The organism is Thermodesulfomicrobium thermophilum DSM 16697 (assembly GCF_059568695.1).
On record NZ_JCANTW010000017.1, the window covers coordinates 35058 to 51093 of the forward strand.

Consider the following 16036-nt stretch of genomic DNA (forward strand, 5'->3'; position numbering starts at 1 on the left):
GAGTGTTTTTTTGAGGGCGCTGCGGTCTTGTCCGGGAGCACTTGTGCGCTGTGAGCCTTGCCAGTGGGGACGGGAGGCGGTAGCCGAAGGCCATCGTTTTCAGGAGGCATGCTGTGGATATTCTCATCGTCAATGGGCCGAACCTCGGCTATCTCGGGGTGCGGCAGCCGGAAATCTACGGAACCCGGGGCATGGACGCGGTGCCAGGCTTGGTGGCGGAGCTCATGGCCCCGCATGCCCACGCGGTGCGGCTTTCCTTCTTTCAGTCCAATAGCGAGGGGGGGCTTATCGACCGCCTGGAGCAGGCCTGGAAGGAGCGGGTGGACGGCATTGTCATCAATCCGGGGGCGTACACCCACACGAGCCTCGCCTTGGCCGACTGTCTGGCGTGGATCGGCATCCCGTATGTGGAGGTGCATCTGAGCAATGTGGCGGGCCGAGCCGAATCCATTCGGCATACGAGCCTTACGGCACCCCGCGCGGCAGGCACCCTTGCCGGATTTGGTATCCTCGGATATGCCTTGGCGGTTCGGGCGCTGTGGCAGATGCGGCAGACCGCCTCGTGAGCGCCGACGTATTTTTCTGGCAAGGAGAATGGCATGATTTCGACGACGGATTTTAAAAAAGGCAAAAAGATTGAAATCGACGGCGCGCCCTGTGAGATTCTGGAGTGCAGCCACTACAAGCCCGGCAAAGGCGGGGCGTTTATGCGCACCAAGTATCGCAATCTCATCACCGGCGCGGTGGTGGAGCAGAACTTCCGCTCAGGGATGAAATTTCCCAAGCCGGATCTGGAAGTCCGGGAAATGCAGTATCTGTACCGTGAGGGCGAGGATTTCGTCTTCATGGACATGACCTCCTATGAGCAGATGACTGTGTCCGCTGCAGTGGTGGGGGAGAAGGGTGGCTACCTCAAGGAAGCCTCGTCGTATCGGGTCATGCTCTATGAAGGGCGGCCGCTGGATCTCGAGATCCCGGCTTCGGTGGTCTTGGAGGTGACGGCCACGGATCCCGGAGTCAAGGGGGATACCGTGACCGGCGCCACCAAGCCCGCCACCTTGGAGACCGGCGTGGTGGTCCAGGTGCCGCTTTTCGTGGAGACCGGGGATCGTATCAAGATCAACACGGAAACCGGCGCCTACCTGGGCCGCGAGTAGGGCCGGAAACTGCGGGATGCGCAAGGCCATGGAGGCGGCTCCGTGGCCTTGTGTTTTTTGCGAGGGGCTATGCGAGACATGCGAGTGTTGGTGCGGGAAATTGCCGCACTGGTCTGTGGGGTCGTGTTGGTGCTTTTGGTGGCGGCCCTGTACTCCTATTCTGGTTTGGATCCGGCCCTCAACCGAGCGGTGGCCGCCAGCGAGGTCCGTAACGTGGCCGGTATTTTCGGCGCGTATCTCGCGGGCATTTTAGTGGATTTTTTCGGGGCGGCCGCTTGGCTCACCCCGCTTGGGGTGGCCGTCGTGCTCGTGCGCCTGCTCTTCCCCTCCTGGCGTATGGCCCCAGCCCGCTGGCTGGGGTGGGGACTTGCGGGGCTATGGACCCTGGTGGCGCTGGAATGGTCCTGGGTCAAAGAGCTCATGGCGGGCCTACCCATGTATGGCGGCGGTCTCGTGGGACGGATGCTGGCGGGGTGGACGCGTCTCTATCTGGGCGAACTGGGGTTGGCCAGTGTGCTGGTCGCCGGAGGGCTTCTGGTGGCGCGTCTGACTTTGGCGGTGCCTCTTGCGGTCTTGGGCCGTACGCTCATAGCGTGGCTCTCTCCGGTCGAAAAACAGCAAACGCCTGCACCGCAGCCCTCGCAGATGGAGGCCGCCCCGTTGCCCGATGCCCAGGTGGTGGAAGCAGAGCCTCCGCGGATGACCGTTGTCAAACCGCGGTCTTTGCGGCCCAAGCCTGGCGGGGGGAAAGCCGCACGTGCAGCGGCAAAGGCCGTTGTCCCGGCGTCGTCCTCGGGGATCGTGCTCCCACCGGTGGAGCTGCTTGCCGCAGCGCCTGCGCATAGTTCCGGGGTTGCGCAGGGAACTCTGGAGCGCCAAGCCCAGCAGCTTGCCGCATGTTTTGCGGATTTTGGCATCCAGGGCGAAGTCCAGGCCATTCAGCCTGGCCCGGTCATCACCCTGTTCGAGTTCAAGCCAGCTCCAGGGATCAAGGTGAGCCGCATTGCCAACCTGGGCGATGATCTTTCCCTCGCTCTCAAGGCGCGGTCGGTGCGCATTGTGGCCCCGCTTCCGGGCAAAGACGCCGTGGGTATCGAAATCCCCAATGAGAAGCGCCAGTCCGTGGTGTTGCGGGAGATTTTGGAAAATCCGGCCTTCGCCCAGGGAGGGTTCTTGCCTTTGGCCTTGGGAAAAGACGCCCAAGGAACCCCCAAGGTGGTGGACCTGGCCAGAATGCCGCATCTTTTGGTGGCCGGTGCCACGGGCGCCGGCAAGTCCGTGTGTCTCAACTGCCTGCTCGTCAGTCTGCTCTACCGGCATACGCCCGAGAGCTTACGCCTCCTTTTGGTGGACCCCAAACGGATCGAACTCGCCACGTACAGTCGGTTGCCCCATCTGGTGCATCCTGTGGTCACGGACATGCATCTGGCCAAAAACGCCTTGGATTGGGCGGTGCGGGAGATGGAAGAGCGCTACGAGGCCATGGCCCGTTTGGGGGTGCGCCATATCACGACGTACAATGAAAAGCTGCGCGAGTTGGGGGCGGAACTTCCGGAAGACCTCGCCGGACTCAAGCCGTTTCCCTTTTTGGTGATCGTTATCGATGAGCTTGCAGACCTCATGATGACTGCAGCCAAGGAGGTGGAGACGAGCATCGTGCGTCTGGCGCAGCTTGCCCGGGCCGCGGGCATCCATTTGGTGCTGGCCACCCAGCGGCCGTCGGTGGACGTGGTGACCGGGATCATCAAGGCCAATTTTCCTTCGCGCATCGCTTTTCAGGTGAGCTCCAAGCACGACTCGCGGACGATCCTCGACGCTGTTGGCGCAGAGCACCTTTTGGGCCAGGGAGACATGCTCTACAAGGCGAGTGGCGGGGCTACGCTGCGGGTGCACGGCGCTTTTGTGGGGGATGACGAGATCGACCAGGTGGTGGAGTTTTGGGCCCGCCAGACCCCCCAAAAGTTCGACGTGGACTTCGCTTCGTTGGATGGCGGCGCTGAGGACGCGGGCTCCGATGGTTCGGCCGGGGACGTGCTGGACGACCCCAAATACGCCGAGGCCTTGGAGTTGGTGTACGAGATGGGGCGCGCTTCCATTTCCATGATCCAGCGTCGGCTGCGCATTGGTTTCAATCGGGCCGCCCGCTTTATCGAGCAGATGGAGCAGGATGGGATTATTGGTCCGGCGGATGGCAGTAAGCCTCGGGTGGTGCGGCGGCGGGAATCATAACCGTGCCGTATCTTCGCACACCAATGAAGACGGGGAGCCTCTGGGCTCCCCGTATGCGTTGGTGGGCCGGAGGGTTTCCGGCCCAGGGTTGGGAGGTGGGTCGTTAGGCCAAAGGCCTGCGGAACGGGGCCAGCCGCGCAAGCAGGCTGCGGCGGTCAAGCAGCGGCACATCGAGGCTTGCCACGGCGTAGGTATAGATTTTTTGGGGCTCCACCGGGTAGAGGTAGATGACCCGCACACTTTCCGGATCCCCCAAGGTGGCCTCGGGGTATCTTTTCTGGGCCTCCGTCAGGCGCTTTTGGGCCAGGGCGAGCATGTCGTCGTAGTCGCCGAAGTTCATGGCCCCGGTGGGACACACCTGCACGCAGGCCGGTTTGAGGCCGTTTTGCACGCGGTCCAGGCACATGGTGCATTTGGCCATGACCTTGGTTTGCGCGTTTTGGCGGGGGATGTTGTAGGGGCAGGCCTCGCGGATTTCGTTGAAGTCCGGGAGGTCTTTGGTCTTTTCGGTGAAGACCACGGCCCCGGTTTTTTCGTCGTGGTAGATGGCCGCGCTGTCGTAGGCGTCGGCGGTCATCTTGCAGGGCGGCTCGATGCAGTGGCGGCACTGTTCCGGGAAGAAGGCCCAGGTGACGAGTTCCCCTTGAGCATCGGCGATTTCCTGCATGCGGACGAGTTTGTAGGTGATGGCCGAGAGGTCCTTGGGGTTCTGGTGGGAACCCCAGTTTCTGGTCTCTTCCGCCGGGAGTTTGTTCCATTGCTTGCAGGCCACCTGGCATCCGCGGCAGGCAGTGCACTTGGTCAGATCCACAAAGAAGGCTTTTCCGGACATGGCTCTCTCTCCTTAGGCTTTGCGCACGTTGACCATGAAGGCCTTGGTTTCCGGAATGGCCGTGTTGGGATCGCCCACTGCTGCAGTCAGCAGGTTCGCGGCGTCACCGCCGTCTTTTGGCCATACCCAGCCATAATGCCAGGGGATGCCCACCTGGTGGACGGTATTGCCGAGGACCTTGAACGGCTTCATGCGCTTGGTGACGATGGCCACCGCCGTGAGCTGGCCGCGGGGGTTTTCCAAAATGACCTTGTCGCCACTTTGGACGCCTTTGATCTTGGCGAGCTCTTCGCTCATCTCACAGAAGAGCTGCGGCTCGGCTTCCAAGAGCCACGGGACCCAGCGGGAGAGCACGCCGGTCTGCCAATGCTCCGTGACCCGGTAGGTGGTGCATACAAAGGGGTAGCGTGGGTCGCACACCGCACGTTTGTGGGCTTCGCCCGCAAACTCCACCGCAACGGGGCTGTTGAGCCGTTTGGAGAAGGGATGCTCGATGACCGGGCATTCCAGGGGCTCGTAGTGTTCGGGGAAGGGGCCGTCGTTGAGGCCGGGGCCGAAGATGGAGGCGACGCCGTGCACCCGCATGATGAAGGGGTGCTTGGTGCCCGGGTCGCCGCCGCCGTCCACCACGTCGATGGTCCACTTCTTGGTGGCCTCGTCCCACGCCAGTACGGGTTTCTGCGGCTGATAGGGCTTGCCGCTGAGGTCCACCGAGGCGCGGTTGTAGAGCACGCGGCGGTTCACCGGCCAGCACCAGGACCAGTTGGGGAAGAGTCCGACTTTTTCCTGCGCCGGGGTCTGGGTGGCGTCACGGCGGGCGGCCATGTTGCCTTTGGCGGTGTAGGAGCCGCAGTAGAGCCAGTTGCCCGAGCAGGTGGAGCCGTCGTCCTTGAGGAAGGCGAAGGAGGCTACTTGGGTGCCGGTCTTGATGGTCTCTTCCTTGCCGTCCGGGGTCTTCACCACCGTATCCTTGAGGTAGTAGCCGTTGATGAGCTTGGCCACCTTGTGGGGGTCGAAGGTATGGCCGTCGCCCCAATCATCCACATTGAGGCCCAAGATGGGCTCGGGCATGACGCCGCCTTCCTTCTGGTAGAGCTCGCGGATCTTGCGGATGAGCTCGTAGATGATGTCGCCGTCGGGCTTGCTCTGTCCGGCGGCCTTGGGGCCGGCGTAGCGCCACTGCATCCAGCGGCCGGAGTTGGTGATGGAGCCTTCTTTTTCCACGGACACGCAGCAGGGCAGGAAGAACACCTCGGTCTTGACATCCTTGGGGTTCATGCCCGGGCCCATCCAGAAGGAGCCGGTCTCGTTTTCAAAGATGTTGACGTTGACCATCCAGTCGAGCTTGGCCAGGGCTTGGCGGGTCTTGTTGGAGTCCGCGCCGCTGGCGGCCGGGTTCATGCCCCAGGCAAAGAAGCCCTTGAACTTGCCTTTGAGCATCTGATCGAAGAGGAAGAGCCAGGAGGCGTTCTGTCCCTCGTCCAGCTTGGGCAGCCACTGGTAGGCGGTCTCGAGATCGGCGTCCTTGTACATGGCCTTGAGGAGGCTCGCCAGGTACTTGGGCTTGTTCTTCCACCAATTGACGCTCTTGGGATCGTTGTACACCGGGGTGTTGGCCTTGTTGTAGTCCGCAAGTGTTGGCCATTTCGCCCGCGGTGTGGCCATGTATCCGGGTAGAATGTGGAAGAGCAGGGCATGGTCCGTGGAGCCTTGGACGTTGGATTCCCCGCGCAGGGCGTTGACGCCGCCGCCGGCAACCCCCATGTTGCCGAGCAGGATCTGGATGATGGACATGGCCCGGATGTTCTGCACGCCGACGGAGTGCTGGGTCCATCCCATGGCATAGAGGATGGTTCCGGATTTTTCCGGTTTTCCCGTGGCTGTGTACGCTTTGTACACGGCAAGGATCTTGTCCTCAGGCGTTCCGGTGACGGAGGCTACGGTCTTGATATCGTAGCGGCTGTAATGCTGCTTGAGCAGTTGGAATACACAGCGGGGATCCTTGAGGGTCATGTCCCGCTTGGGCACGCCGTTTTCGTCCAGTTCAAAGGCCCATTTCGTCTTGTCGTACTTGCGGGTGGCCTCGTCGTATCCTGAAAAGAGGCCGTCGTGGAAGCTATAGTCTTTGGAAACGATGAACGATGCGTTGGAATAGTTGGCGATGTATTCCTTGAAATAGAGGTCGTTATCCAGGATGTACTTGATCATGCCGCCCAGGAAGGCGATGTCCGTTCCCGAGCGCAGCGGGGCATAGATGTCCGCTTTGGTGGAGGTGCGAGTGTAGCGGGGATCCACATGGATGAGCGTGGCCCCGTTGTCCTTGGCTTTGAGGACCCACTTGAAGGAAATGGGGTGGTTTTCGGCAGCATTGCTGCCCATGATCAAAATGCAATCACTGTTCTTGATATCGATCCAGTGATTGGTCATCGCGCCGCGTCCGAACGACTCTGCCAGAGCCGCAACTGTGGCGCTGTGTCAAATACGGGCCTGGTGCTCGATGTACGTGAGCCCCAGGCTGCGGAGCATGGCTTGGTAGATCCAGCACTCTTCATTGTCCATGGCCGCCGATCCTACGGAAGCGATGCCTTCGCAGCGATTGACGGTCTGGCCCTCGGCGTTGGTCTTCGTGAAGGTAGCGTCGCGGGTGGCCTTCACGCGTTTGGCGATTTCGGTGAGCATCCAGTCCCAGGATTTGGGCTCCCAACGATCACTGCCCGGGGCGCGGTAGAGGGGCTGGGTGACGCGGCGGTCGTTTTCCGCCAGTTGGAAGATGGAGGCCCCCTTGGCACACAGCGCGCCCTGGTTGATGGGATGGTCCGGATCGCCTTCGACGTTGATGGCTTTATGGGTCTTTTCGTCGGTGGACACGATGAGCCCGCATCCCACCGAGCAATAACAGCAGATGGACGTGGACTCCTTGCCTTTGCGCAGCTGCATGAGTTGCGCGCCGGCCTTGGCCTCTTCCAGGCTGATCCCCAGCCCGCCAAAGGCCGTGACAGCTGTGGCTGCGGCTGTCAGCTGAATGAATTCTCTGCGCCGAAGTTGCATAATACCCTCCTTGTTGCTGATCCCTCGGCATACTCGCGTACCGGAGATATGCTGCTTCTCCGATAATGGCCTCATGGAGAATGGTTCCAGGGAAGACAAGGAAGTGCTTATTGCTCAAAGTTTGGCACAAAGGCGCAGAGGTACTGGGCGAGGATGGGGAAGATATCTTCGTGGCGGTGGTTGTAGCGGAATTCTAATTCTTTGATATACAATGGAAAATTGACTGGAGATATGCCGCGTAGGCGTTGGAACCAGGCCTTGGAAAAGGACCAGAAGCCTCGGGAGGAATCGATGAAAAGCCCTTTGTCCGCGTGCTTGATGCGGTAGACGCTCGACAGGGCGCTGCCGCCGGTGAGCAGGGCTGCGTAGTGTTTGTAGCGGTCGGTGTAGATGATTTTGCCGAGGCTGGCGGTTTTGAGGTGGAAATTCATCTTGAAATGGAGGATGCTTTCGGCATCCAGCTCGGGAATGAGGTCGACAAACACATGCTCTCCGCGTTCCACGATGCCGAAGACCGGCATGCGTGCGCTGTGCACCCGGCCTTCTTTGCGGAATTTTCCCGAGGGGCCGAGGTCGAGGCCGTGGATGGAGGAAAAGATGAGGCGGGCGTCCAGGCTGTGGGCCACGATGGCCATGCGCAGGGTGGTCATGGATTTGTAGGCCGTGTTGTAGGACAGGCCGAGTTGTTCGGCCACGCGGCTGGTGGGAGCCTCCAATTCGAAGAGTTTGATCAGGCGCAGCCATTGCTGGCAGGAGAGATTGCCGTTGTTGAGGAACCGCATGCTGAAATCGTGGAAGGTGTAGCCGCAGCGGGAGCAGCGGCGGTATCCCCCCCGGAGGGCGTAGAGGCGGCGGGTGCGGCACTTGGGACAAAAGCGCTGATGGTTTTTCCAGCAAAATCCCAACAGGAATTTTTTTGCGGAGTTTTCTGTTTTGATAATTTTTTCGTAGTGTTCAAGCTTCATATGATAAAATTTCTTGGGAAAAACCTTACGTATTATGTATAAAAGGGGTGCCGGAGCCTCCGGATTGTATGGAGGAACTGGCGGTGCTTTATGTCTTATAAAGCATATAATTGCAATGGGGGCGGCATGGGAATTTGGCAACGACGGGACCATGGATGGCGGATGTGGGCGTGGCTGCTGCTCGTGGCGCTATGGGGCTGTCAAGAAGCGGAGGTGGTGGTGCCCATGCCGGAGGTGCGGGACTCTGGGGTGCACGATACGGAAGTGGTGCTGGGGTCATCCCTCGCGCTCAAAGGCCATGCCGGCTATCTTGGCCAGGAAACCATCAAAGGGGCCATGGCGTACATTCAGTTCGTCAACGAAGCAGGGGGCGTGCACGGACGCCGTATTCGTGTGATCACTCGTGACGATTCGTATGATCCGCCGAAATGTCTTGCCAATACCCAGCGCTTTCTTATCGATGATAAAGTATTCGGTCTTTTTTGCTACGTTGGAACGCCAACGACAGTCAAGGTATTGCCATTGGTACAGGAGTCCCGCGTTCCGCTTTTGGGAATGTTTACAGGTGCTAATGCACTGCGAGATCCGTTTTTGCCTTATGTGGTTAATGTCCGAGCGTCGTATTATCAAGAAACTCGGGCAGCGATAGAACATTTAGTGCGCGATCTTGGACTTACCCGCATTGCGGTGTTCTATCAGTACGACGCCTTTGGTTTCGATGGGCTGACGGGTACGGAGCTCGCCCTCAAGGAGTTCGATTTGGAGCCCGTGGCGCGCGGAAGTTATGTGCGGGGCACCAACGACGTGACCGAAGCCGTGGACCGCATTGCTGCGGCTGCGGCCCAGGCCGTGGTGATGATCGGCACCTCGGACCCGTGCGCCAATTTCATCCGCCAGACCTTGCGCCGGGGGCTGCGACCGCTGTTTTACATGGTTTCGTTCGTGGGGGCGCGGGAGCTTTCCCGCAACTTGGCGGGGACCAACCTCGATGGGGTGCCGGTGATCATGAGTCAGGTGGTGCCGCCGCCGCGCAGCGCCGACGGCACGCCGACACCGAGCGCTCAAGAATTCGTAGAGCTTATGGCGCGGTATTTTCCCGGGGAAGAGCCGAACTTCGTGGGCTTTGAAGGCTATATCAATGCCAAGGTCTTGGTAGAGGCCCTGCGCCGTGCAGGTCGCGCGCTGACCCGAGAGCGATTCCTGCGCGCCGTGGAATCCATGACGGACTTTGCCATTGGTCCGGATGTGCGTCTGTCTTTCGGCCCGGCGGACCACCAAGGCTTGGATACGGTGTACTTTACCGTGCTTCGCGGCGGGCGCTTCGTCCTTCTCGATCGCTGGAACGACATCCAGGGGGCGCGGCAATGATCCGGTTCTATTCCCGCGTCTCGTTGAAGAATAAGATTTTCTTCTCCATTCTCGGCGTCATCCTCGTCATCAGTGTGACCATTGCCTTTTTGGCACGATGGATTCTGATTTCCGGACTCACCAAAGAGCTTGAGCTGCGCGGGATTGCGGTCGCCCGCTCCATTGCCGAGCGGGGCGCGGGTTTTGTCTTGGAAAAGAACGATCCCGAGCTCTTGAGCCTGATATTTGATGAAGCGAGGCTGCGGGAGCGCCAATATCTCATCAACTATATTTACGTGCTCGACCGCTCCCACAACGTGCTCGCCCATACGTTGACCGTTCCTTTTCCCGAGGCGTTCCGTACGGCGAACATCATTCCAGAGGATGTCCCCCAAAGCGTGCGTCTGGTGCGCCACGGCGATAAAGTTTCCTATGATATCGCTGTCCCCATTCGCGAGGGCATCTACCGCATCGGCAGCGTCCACGTGGGTCTCAGCAAAGACCATATCGATCGCTTGGTGGCCAAGCTCCGGTTCATGTTCTTGGGATTCATTTCCGCAGTCATCGTCATCGTCTTCTATGTGAGCCACCTGGTTTCCCGGCACATCACCATGCCCCTGCGGCGACTGACCCGTATTTCTGATGAGTTGAGCCGTGGCAACTTTGACGTGCCCATTGATCTTGGGGAGGGGTTGGATTGGGCGGTGACCAATTGTCCGGCCTACAAGGACACCAACATGCCGTGCTGGCATTTCGACCAGCAGGCCGTCCGTGGCGGCCGGGGGGTGCGGCGGGAGACCGGACAGGCCTGCGCCACGTGCCAATTTTACCGCAAGCGTCCGGGCCGCGATGAAGTCGTGCAGTTGGCGGATTCCTTTCTCAACATGGTGTGGTCCATCCGGCTGTACCGCAAACGCCTGCAGGAGTCGGAACAGAAGTATCGTTCCCTCTTCGATTCTGGGCCAGATCCCATCTTCGTAGTGGACTGCGCCTCGCAAACCATCCTCGATTCCAACCCCAGGGCAGAAGAAGTGTATGAATATCCGCTCCAGGAACTTTTTGGCATGCCCTTTGAGAAGCTGGATCCGGATCAAGCCAAGGAGTGTTTTTTGGCGCTGGAAAATGGAGAGACCAGGACCGGGTGCGTCTACTATCCCAAGGTCATTCATTATAAAAAGGGCAATCGTCCATTTTACGTCAATATGCATGCCTGTCCCATCAGCTATGGAGGCAAACAGGCCATCATCGTCGCGGTGGCGGATATCACCGAGATGATGGAAAAGGATGCCCAGCTCGTCCAGGCGGCCAAGATGAAGACCTTGGGCGAGATGAGCGCCGGCATTGCGCATGAGATCAACCAGCCGCTCAACGCCATCAAGATGGGGAGCGAATATCTGGGGCTGCTCTTGGAACAGGGGCGTCCGGTGTCTGAGGCGCAGATCCGCGAGATCACCACCGAGATCAGCCAGCAGGTGGACCGCGCCGCGGAGATCATCAACAACCTGCGGGCCTTTGGCCGCAAGTCCGGCCTCACCCTGGAGCGGGTGGATTTGAACGAGCCCATTCGAGGGGTGCTTTCCATCATCGGGAGGCAGTTTTCCCTGCAGCGCATTGCCATCCGCCTGGACCTGGCGCTTTCTCTGCCTTGGGTGCGGGGACATAACAACCGGTTTCAACAAGTATTTTTCAATTTGCTCAACAATGCTCGAGATGCTATCCAGGAGCGCATGGAGAGCGAACCCGAACTTTACGGCGACATCCTCATCCGTACCTTCGTGGACGACGAGGGGCGGGTGGTCGCCTCGGTGTCGGACAATGGTTCGGGCATCCCCGAGGACGTGCGCAACAAGATCTTTGAGCCGTTTTTCACCACCAAGCAGACAGGCAAGGGCATGGGGCTGGGGCTGGCCATCACCTACGGCATTGTCCGGGATTATGGCGGCATGATCACCATCGAGAGCGAGCCCGGTACGGGCACCACCTTCCGTCTGTCCTTTCCTGCCGCCAGCTAATGCGAGGAGAGTCCGCCATGGAACGAGAAAAGATCCTCATCATCGATGACGAAAAGCCCACCCTCAAGATGTTTTCCCTGTTTTTGGAGGTGTACGGCTTTGCCATTTTGACGGCCGAATCCGGAGAGGAGGGCCTTGAGCTCTTTGAGCGGGAGCGTCCGGAAATTGTACTTACGGACATCAAGATGCCCGGCATGGACGGCATCGAAGTCCTGCGCGAGATCAAGCGCCGCTCGCCCACCACGGAGGTGATCGTGATCACCGGCCATGGGGACATGGATCTTGCCATTCAGGCCCTCAATCTCGATGCCGCGGACTTCATCAATAAACCCATCCAGCGTCAGAGTTTGGAGCAGGCGCTTTCTCGCGCCCGGGAACGGCTCTCCCTGGCCAAGCGTCGGCAGCACGAGGTGGAGAGCCGCCAGGAAGGCGACATCCTCGTCATCCATATCCAGGGGAGCCTCAATGCCTACTCCGAGGGGCTGCTGCGCGAGGCCTACCAGCAGGGCGTGGACGCGCGGGTGCGGCGGGTGGTGTTGGAATTCGAGCCCAGCACATCCGTCAATGGCGCGGGCATCGCCATCCTCACCCAGTTGGTCCTGGATAGTGAAAAAGACGGGGTGGAGATCGTCATGGCCGGGCTTTCGGACAATTTCCGGCGCGTGTTCGATATCGTTGGCCTCACCCGCATGGTGCGTCTCTATCCCACGGTGACCGAGGCCTGCAAAGGGGGAGGTGCGGCATGAAGCGGATGTTCGTTGCCATCGGCTTGGTGTTGATTGGGGTGTTGTCGGCTGGGGCGGAGCCTTTGGGTCCGGGGGCCTCGATCGCGCAGATCCGCTTTGCCGCGCCCCACTTGGCGGAGGATGCCGCCGCTTTGGGGATGCAGCCAGGGGCGTCGTTTGCCGTACAGGATTTGGGGGCGGACCTGGTGCTCCTGGAAGTCATCGGCGTGTACTGCCCCCAATGCCACAAGCAGGCCCCGGGGTTCAATTCTCTGTATGGTCGCTTGAACAAAGGCAAGACCAAAGGTCGGGTGGCCATGTTTGCGGTGGCCGCCGGCGGAACGGACCTGGAGGTGGCCCAGGCTCGGGAAAGCATGTATCGTTTCCCCGTGGTGAGTGATCCCAACTATGTGGCCCACAAGGCCTTGGGAGAACCCTTGACCCCATATACCATCGTATGTCGTGCCGACGGCACCATTGTCTGGGCGCATCTGGGCGTGGTGGAGGATGTGAGCGAACTCTACGCCCGCATCCGCGATCTCTTGCCCTAGAGGCGGTCATGCTTGGCGACAGCTGTCAGCCGCTGCGTGACGACCTGGAGCGCACGGCCTACCATCTGGAGGTGCTGCGGGAGGTGGCGGCGCAGATCGAGGGCACGCGCAAGCCGCGGGCCATCCTCGAGACCGTCTTGCTTTCCGCCATGGGGGGGCTTGGAGCCTCTGGCGGTTGCGCCGTGCTTGCTGTTGACGACCGCATCCAAGATTGCATCGGCAAAGGGTTCTCCTGTGACCCCGGGGCGCTGTGGCAGGAGCTTCTGTCCCCTGTGCTGGAGCAGGCGCGTTCGTCGCGGCATCCCGTCACCGTGGATGCGGCGCAGCGCGCTCGGTGGCCGTGGCCGGTGGCCGCCGGCCTGGCAGTGGCGGTGGATGCCGAGCAGGTGGCGGTGCTCATGGTAGGGTCGCCTCTGGGGGCGGATGCCTACGACGACGAAGACATGCGTTTCCTCCATACGCTTGGCGTGCTGCTCCAGGTAAGCTTGCGTTTTGCCTTGGCCGGCGTGCGGGAAGAACTCCTTTCCGCGCAGTTGGTGCGCCGCAACGAGGAATTGGACCGCCAGATCTTGCACCTGCGCACCCAGCGGGAACTGGCCGTGGAGTTGGGACAGGGGCGGAGCTTGGAAGAAACCGCGTCCCGGGCCGTGCCCATCGTCTTGGGGGGCTTTGCCTATACCAAGGGGGTGTTGGTGCTTGTGGACCGGCAGCGGGATTGGGTGCTGGCCGAGTCTCGGGGGACTGTCTTTCGGCCAGACAAGCGCGCGGCGGATGCGCTGCTTTTTGCCTGTCTCTCCCGGTGCGCCACCAAACAGGTGCCGCCGCTGCATGTGGAGGAGATTTCTTTGGAGGACAGCCCGGAAATGGGTCTGGATTTTACGCCGCGTCGTGGCTTTTTCTTTCAGGTGCGCGAAGGGCTTTTCGGGGGTTTTGTGTTGGGAGATCCCTTGCAGGAGGCGGTGGCGCACCACGATTCTTCGTTGCTCGCCTGCATGCAGCAATTGGTGCTCCACCTCCACGGGGCCGATGCCTTTGCCACCATCGTCGCCCTCAATCGGGATTTGGAGGAGCGGAACCTGCGTCTGGAGCAGATGGTGGAGGAGCTCACCGCGGCGCAGAGCCGCATCACCAAGCTGGAACAGCGGGTGCGGCATGTGTTGGGGGCGCTGGAGGACAAGGCGTGGCAGGTGACCCGGGCGCGGGTGGTGGACTTCGTGTTTTTGGTGCTCCTCAGCGCTGCCTTGGGCTTTGCCTTCAACAGCCAAAATCCGCAGGGGGTGGAGTTGCTGCCCCCTTCCTTGCCCCCAAGCGTGCAGGTGGTGGCCGCCATCCCCAAGGACGCGGTGGTGGTGGATGCCCGGCCGCGGCAGTACTTTGAGCGAGGGAGCCTTCCGGGGGCCGTCAATGTGCCCCCGCAATTTTTCGATTTGATCTACCCCATGCTTTTGGGAAACCTCGACCCGGAGCAGCCGGTGGTGGTGTTCGGACGGACCTGGAGCCGGCTCTACGACGTGGAAACCGCACGCCTCCTCGTGGAGCGGGGCCATGAGGCGGTGTCGATACTCGAAGCTCTCCCGGAGGCGCGGCCATGAGGCGCTGGCTGGCTTGGCGCGGGCTTTTTTGGATCGCGTTGCTGCTGCGGGTCTATCTGGGCGGCCTTTTCGTGCTGGCCAGCCTGTACAAGATTCAGTTCCCGGCCGCCTTTGCCGACTCGGTAGTGGAGTACCAATTGGTGCCGTATGCGCTCGTGCCCGTGGTGGCGGTGGTACTTCCGTGGCTGGAGCTTTTGGCGGGTTTGTGTCTGGTGCTCGGGGTGCGCGCCAAGGCCGCGGCATGGACGGTGGCCGGGCTCCTCGCCATGTTCAGTGTGGCGGTGGCCTCGGTCTTGTGGCGGGGGCTGCCGGTGGGGTGTGGGTGTTTTGAAGCCTCCGGAGAGCCTGCCTCATGGCTGACCGTGGCCCGGGATTTGGTTTGGTTGGGTATGGCCTTGTACGTCATCGGGTATGATCGTTTCTTGCACTTGGAGCGCGTATTCCTCCTTTCTTCTGCGGAGCTTGATCGATGAAAACCTTGTTGTGGAGCCTCGCCGTAGCGCTGGTGGTGGGGTGCAGCAGCCGTATGGACGTGGCGGGTCGGTACACGAGCCAGTCCCCGCATGGCGGCGAGTCGGTACGGATCGTCATGACCTTGGCTCCGGATGGGACAGGCAAGTGGCAGGTGGGGATGGAAGAAAGCGTCTTTTCGTGGTCCGTGGATGGAGAGCGGCTGCGCCTCTATACCCGCCGCGGTGGAGTGCTGGAGGGGCGGGTGATCGCCCCTGATTTCCTTCGGGTGGACGTCCCCGGCTGGGGGATGGTGGAGTTTCGGCGCTAGACGCCGCGTCCGAGTTCTTCGCTGCGCCGGGTGGCGGCCCGTACTGCCTCGAAGATGGCGTGGCGAAAGCCGCAGGCGTCCAGGGTGGCAAGGCCGGCGATGGTGGTCCCTCCAGGAGACGTGACGGCTTCACGCAAGAGCGCCGGGTGCGCGTTCGGCTCTTGGGTCATGGCCACGCTTCCGGCGATGAGCGCGCGCACCATGGCCGTGGCCTCAGTGCGGGCGATGCCCACGAGCACTCCGGCGTCGATGAGGGCCTCCATGAAGGCAAAGACATACGCCGGCCCGGAGCCGATGAGGCCGGTATAGGCGTCGAGGAGTCGCTCCGGAAGGATATGGGTTTGTCCCAACTCAGCAAAGAGATCGGGGACTTCGGTTTTTGCTTCGCTGGATAGGTCCGGGTCCTCCACGCAGAGGGCAAAGACTCCCTGGCCGATGAGCGCCGGGGTATTGGGCATGACGCGCACCACCGGCGCGCCGCCGGACCATTCCTTGAGACGCGCCACCGGAATGCCGGCGGCCACGGAGACGAGGACGGTTCCGGTAGGAAGGCGAAGTCCCCGAGTGACTGCCTCGGCGATCTGCGGCTTCACTGCCAGGATCACGTACTGCGCCTTGGTCGCAGCCTCGTTTGCGGAAGAGGTCAGATGGACGTGGGGTCCGAGGGCGTCCTGATGAACATTGGGGTCATAGCCGTACACGACGTGCGCCTTGCCCCAGCCGCGCGCCAGAGCACCGCCCATGTTTCCCAGTCCAATGATGGCGATGTGGGCCATGACCGCCTCCGTGATATTGGG

The 16036-nt window shown here is 61.0% G+C and carries 14 protein-coding genes; 10 read left to right on the plus strand and 4 right to left on the minus strand.

What is annotated here, in order from left to right; translation table 11 throughout:
- Window positions 1-113: 113 nt before the first annotated feature.
- From BR00_RS10260 to BR00_RS10270, 3 genes are all read left to right on the plus strand, one after another.
- Window positions 114-566, plus strand: a complete 453-nt coding sequence (locus BR00_RS10260; RefSeq protein ID WP_496477506.1) for a type II 3-dehydroquinate dehydratase — start codon at window positions 114-116, stop codon at window positions 564-566.
- Between the two features lie 33 nt (window positions 567-599).
- Window positions 600-1157 carry an elongation factor P gene (efp, locus tag BR00_RS10265; RefSeq protein WP_281752434.1) on the plus strand — a complete coding sequence of 186 codons (558 nt, stop codon included), beginning with the start codon at window positions 600-602 and terminating at the stop codon, window positions 1155-1157.
- Window positions 1158-1226: 69 nt separating this feature from the next.
- On the plus strand, window positions 1227-3386 hold the full coding sequence (locus tag BR00_RS10270; protein ID WP_496477507.1) for a DNA translocase FtsK: 2160 nt from the start codon (window positions 1227-1229) through the stop codon (window positions 3384-3386).
- Between the two features lie 103 nt (window positions 3387-3489).
- Here BR00_RS10270 and BR00_RS10275 read toward each other — a convergent pair whose 3' ends face one another.
- The 3 genes from BR00_RS10275 to BR00_RS10285 all read right to left on the minus strand — a co-directional run bounded on the left by BR00_RS10275 (window position 3490) and on the right by BR00_RS10285 (window position 8231).
- Window positions 3490-4218, minus strand: coding sequence for a 4Fe-4S dicluster domain-containing protein (locus BR00_RS10275; protein ID WP_496477508.1), 729 nt, complete (start codon window positions 4216-4218; stop codon window positions 3490-3492).
- A 12-nt stretch (window positions 4219-4230) separates the two neighbouring features.
- Window positions 4231-7266 carry a formate dehydrogenase-N subunit alpha gene (fdnG, locus tag BR00_RS10280; protein ID WP_496477509.1) on the minus strand — a complete coding sequence of 1012 codons (3036 nt, stop codon included), beginning with the start codon at window positions 7264-7266 and terminating at the stop codon, window positions 4231-4233.
- A 107-nt stretch (window positions 7267-7373) separates the two neighbouring features.
- The gene (locus BR00_RS10285; RefSeq protein WP_496477510.1) at window positions 7374-8231 is read right to left on the minus strand and encodes a transposase; all 858 of its coding nucleotides are present in this window, start codon (window positions 8229-8231) and stop codon (window positions 7374-7376) included.
- 162 nt (window positions 8232-8393) lie between these two features.
- Here BR00_RS10285 and BR00_RS10290 point away from each other — a divergent pair, with 162 nt between their 5' ends.
- The 7 genes from BR00_RS10290 to BR00_RS10320 are packed head-to-tail and all read left to right on the plus strand — an operon-like array spanning window position 8394 to window position 15239.
- Window positions 8394-9599, plus strand: a complete 1206-nt coding sequence (locus BR00_RS10290; protein WP_496477511.1) for an ABC transporter substrate-binding protein — start codon at window positions 8394-8396, stop codon at window positions 9597-9599.
- On the plus strand, window positions 9596-11590 hold the full coding sequence (locus BR00_RS10295) for an ATP-binding protein (protein WP_496477512.1): 1995 nt from the start codon (window positions 9596-9598) through the stop codon (window positions 11588-11590). Before BR00_RS10290 ends, BR00_RS10295 begins: the two co-directional genes overlap by 4 nt.
- Before the next feature lie 17 nt (window positions 11591-11607).
- Entirely contained in the window at window positions 11608-12336 is a 729-nt protein-coding gene (locus BR00_RS10300; RefSeq protein ID WP_496477513.1) for a response regulator, read from the plus strand.
- The gene (locus BR00_RS10305; protein WP_496477514.1) at window positions 12333-12866 is read left to right on the plus strand and encodes a peroxiredoxin family protein; all 534 of its coding nucleotides are present in this window, start codon (window positions 12333-12335) and stop codon (window positions 12864-12866) included. Before BR00_RS10300 ends, BR00_RS10305 begins: the two co-directional genes overlap by 4 nt.
- Before the next feature lie 8 nt (window positions 12867-12874).
- The gene (locus tag BR00_RS10310) at window positions 12875-14458 is read left to right on the plus strand and encodes a rhodanese-like domain-containing protein (RefSeq protein ID WP_496477515.1); all 1584 of its coding nucleotides are present in this window, start codon (window positions 12875-12877) and stop codon (window positions 14456-14458) included.
- Window positions 14455-14931, plus strand: a complete 477-nt coding sequence (locus BR00_RS10315) for a MauE/DoxX family redox-associated membrane protein (RefSeq protein ID WP_496477516.1) — start codon at window positions 14455-14457, stop codon at window positions 14929-14931. The genes BR00_RS10310 and BR00_RS10315 overlap by 4 nt, the downstream gene beginning before the upstream one ends.
- Window positions 14928-15239: a hypothetical protein gene (locus BR00_RS10320; protein ID WP_496477517.1), complete on the plus strand. Its 312-nt coding sequence runs from the start codon at window positions 14928-14930 to the stop codon at window positions 15237-15239. The genes BR00_RS10315 and BR00_RS10320 overlap by 4 nt, the downstream gene beginning before the upstream one ends.
- Here the strand turns inward: BR00_RS10320 and proC are convergent.
- A complete protein-coding gene (gene proC / locus BR00_RS10325) occupies window positions 15236-16015 on the minus strand; it encodes a pyrroline-5-carboxylate reductase (protein ID WP_496477518.1) in 780 nt (259 codons plus the stop codon). The genes BR00_RS10320 and proC overlap by 4 nt on opposite strands.
- Window positions 16016-16036 lie beyond the last annotated feature (21 nt).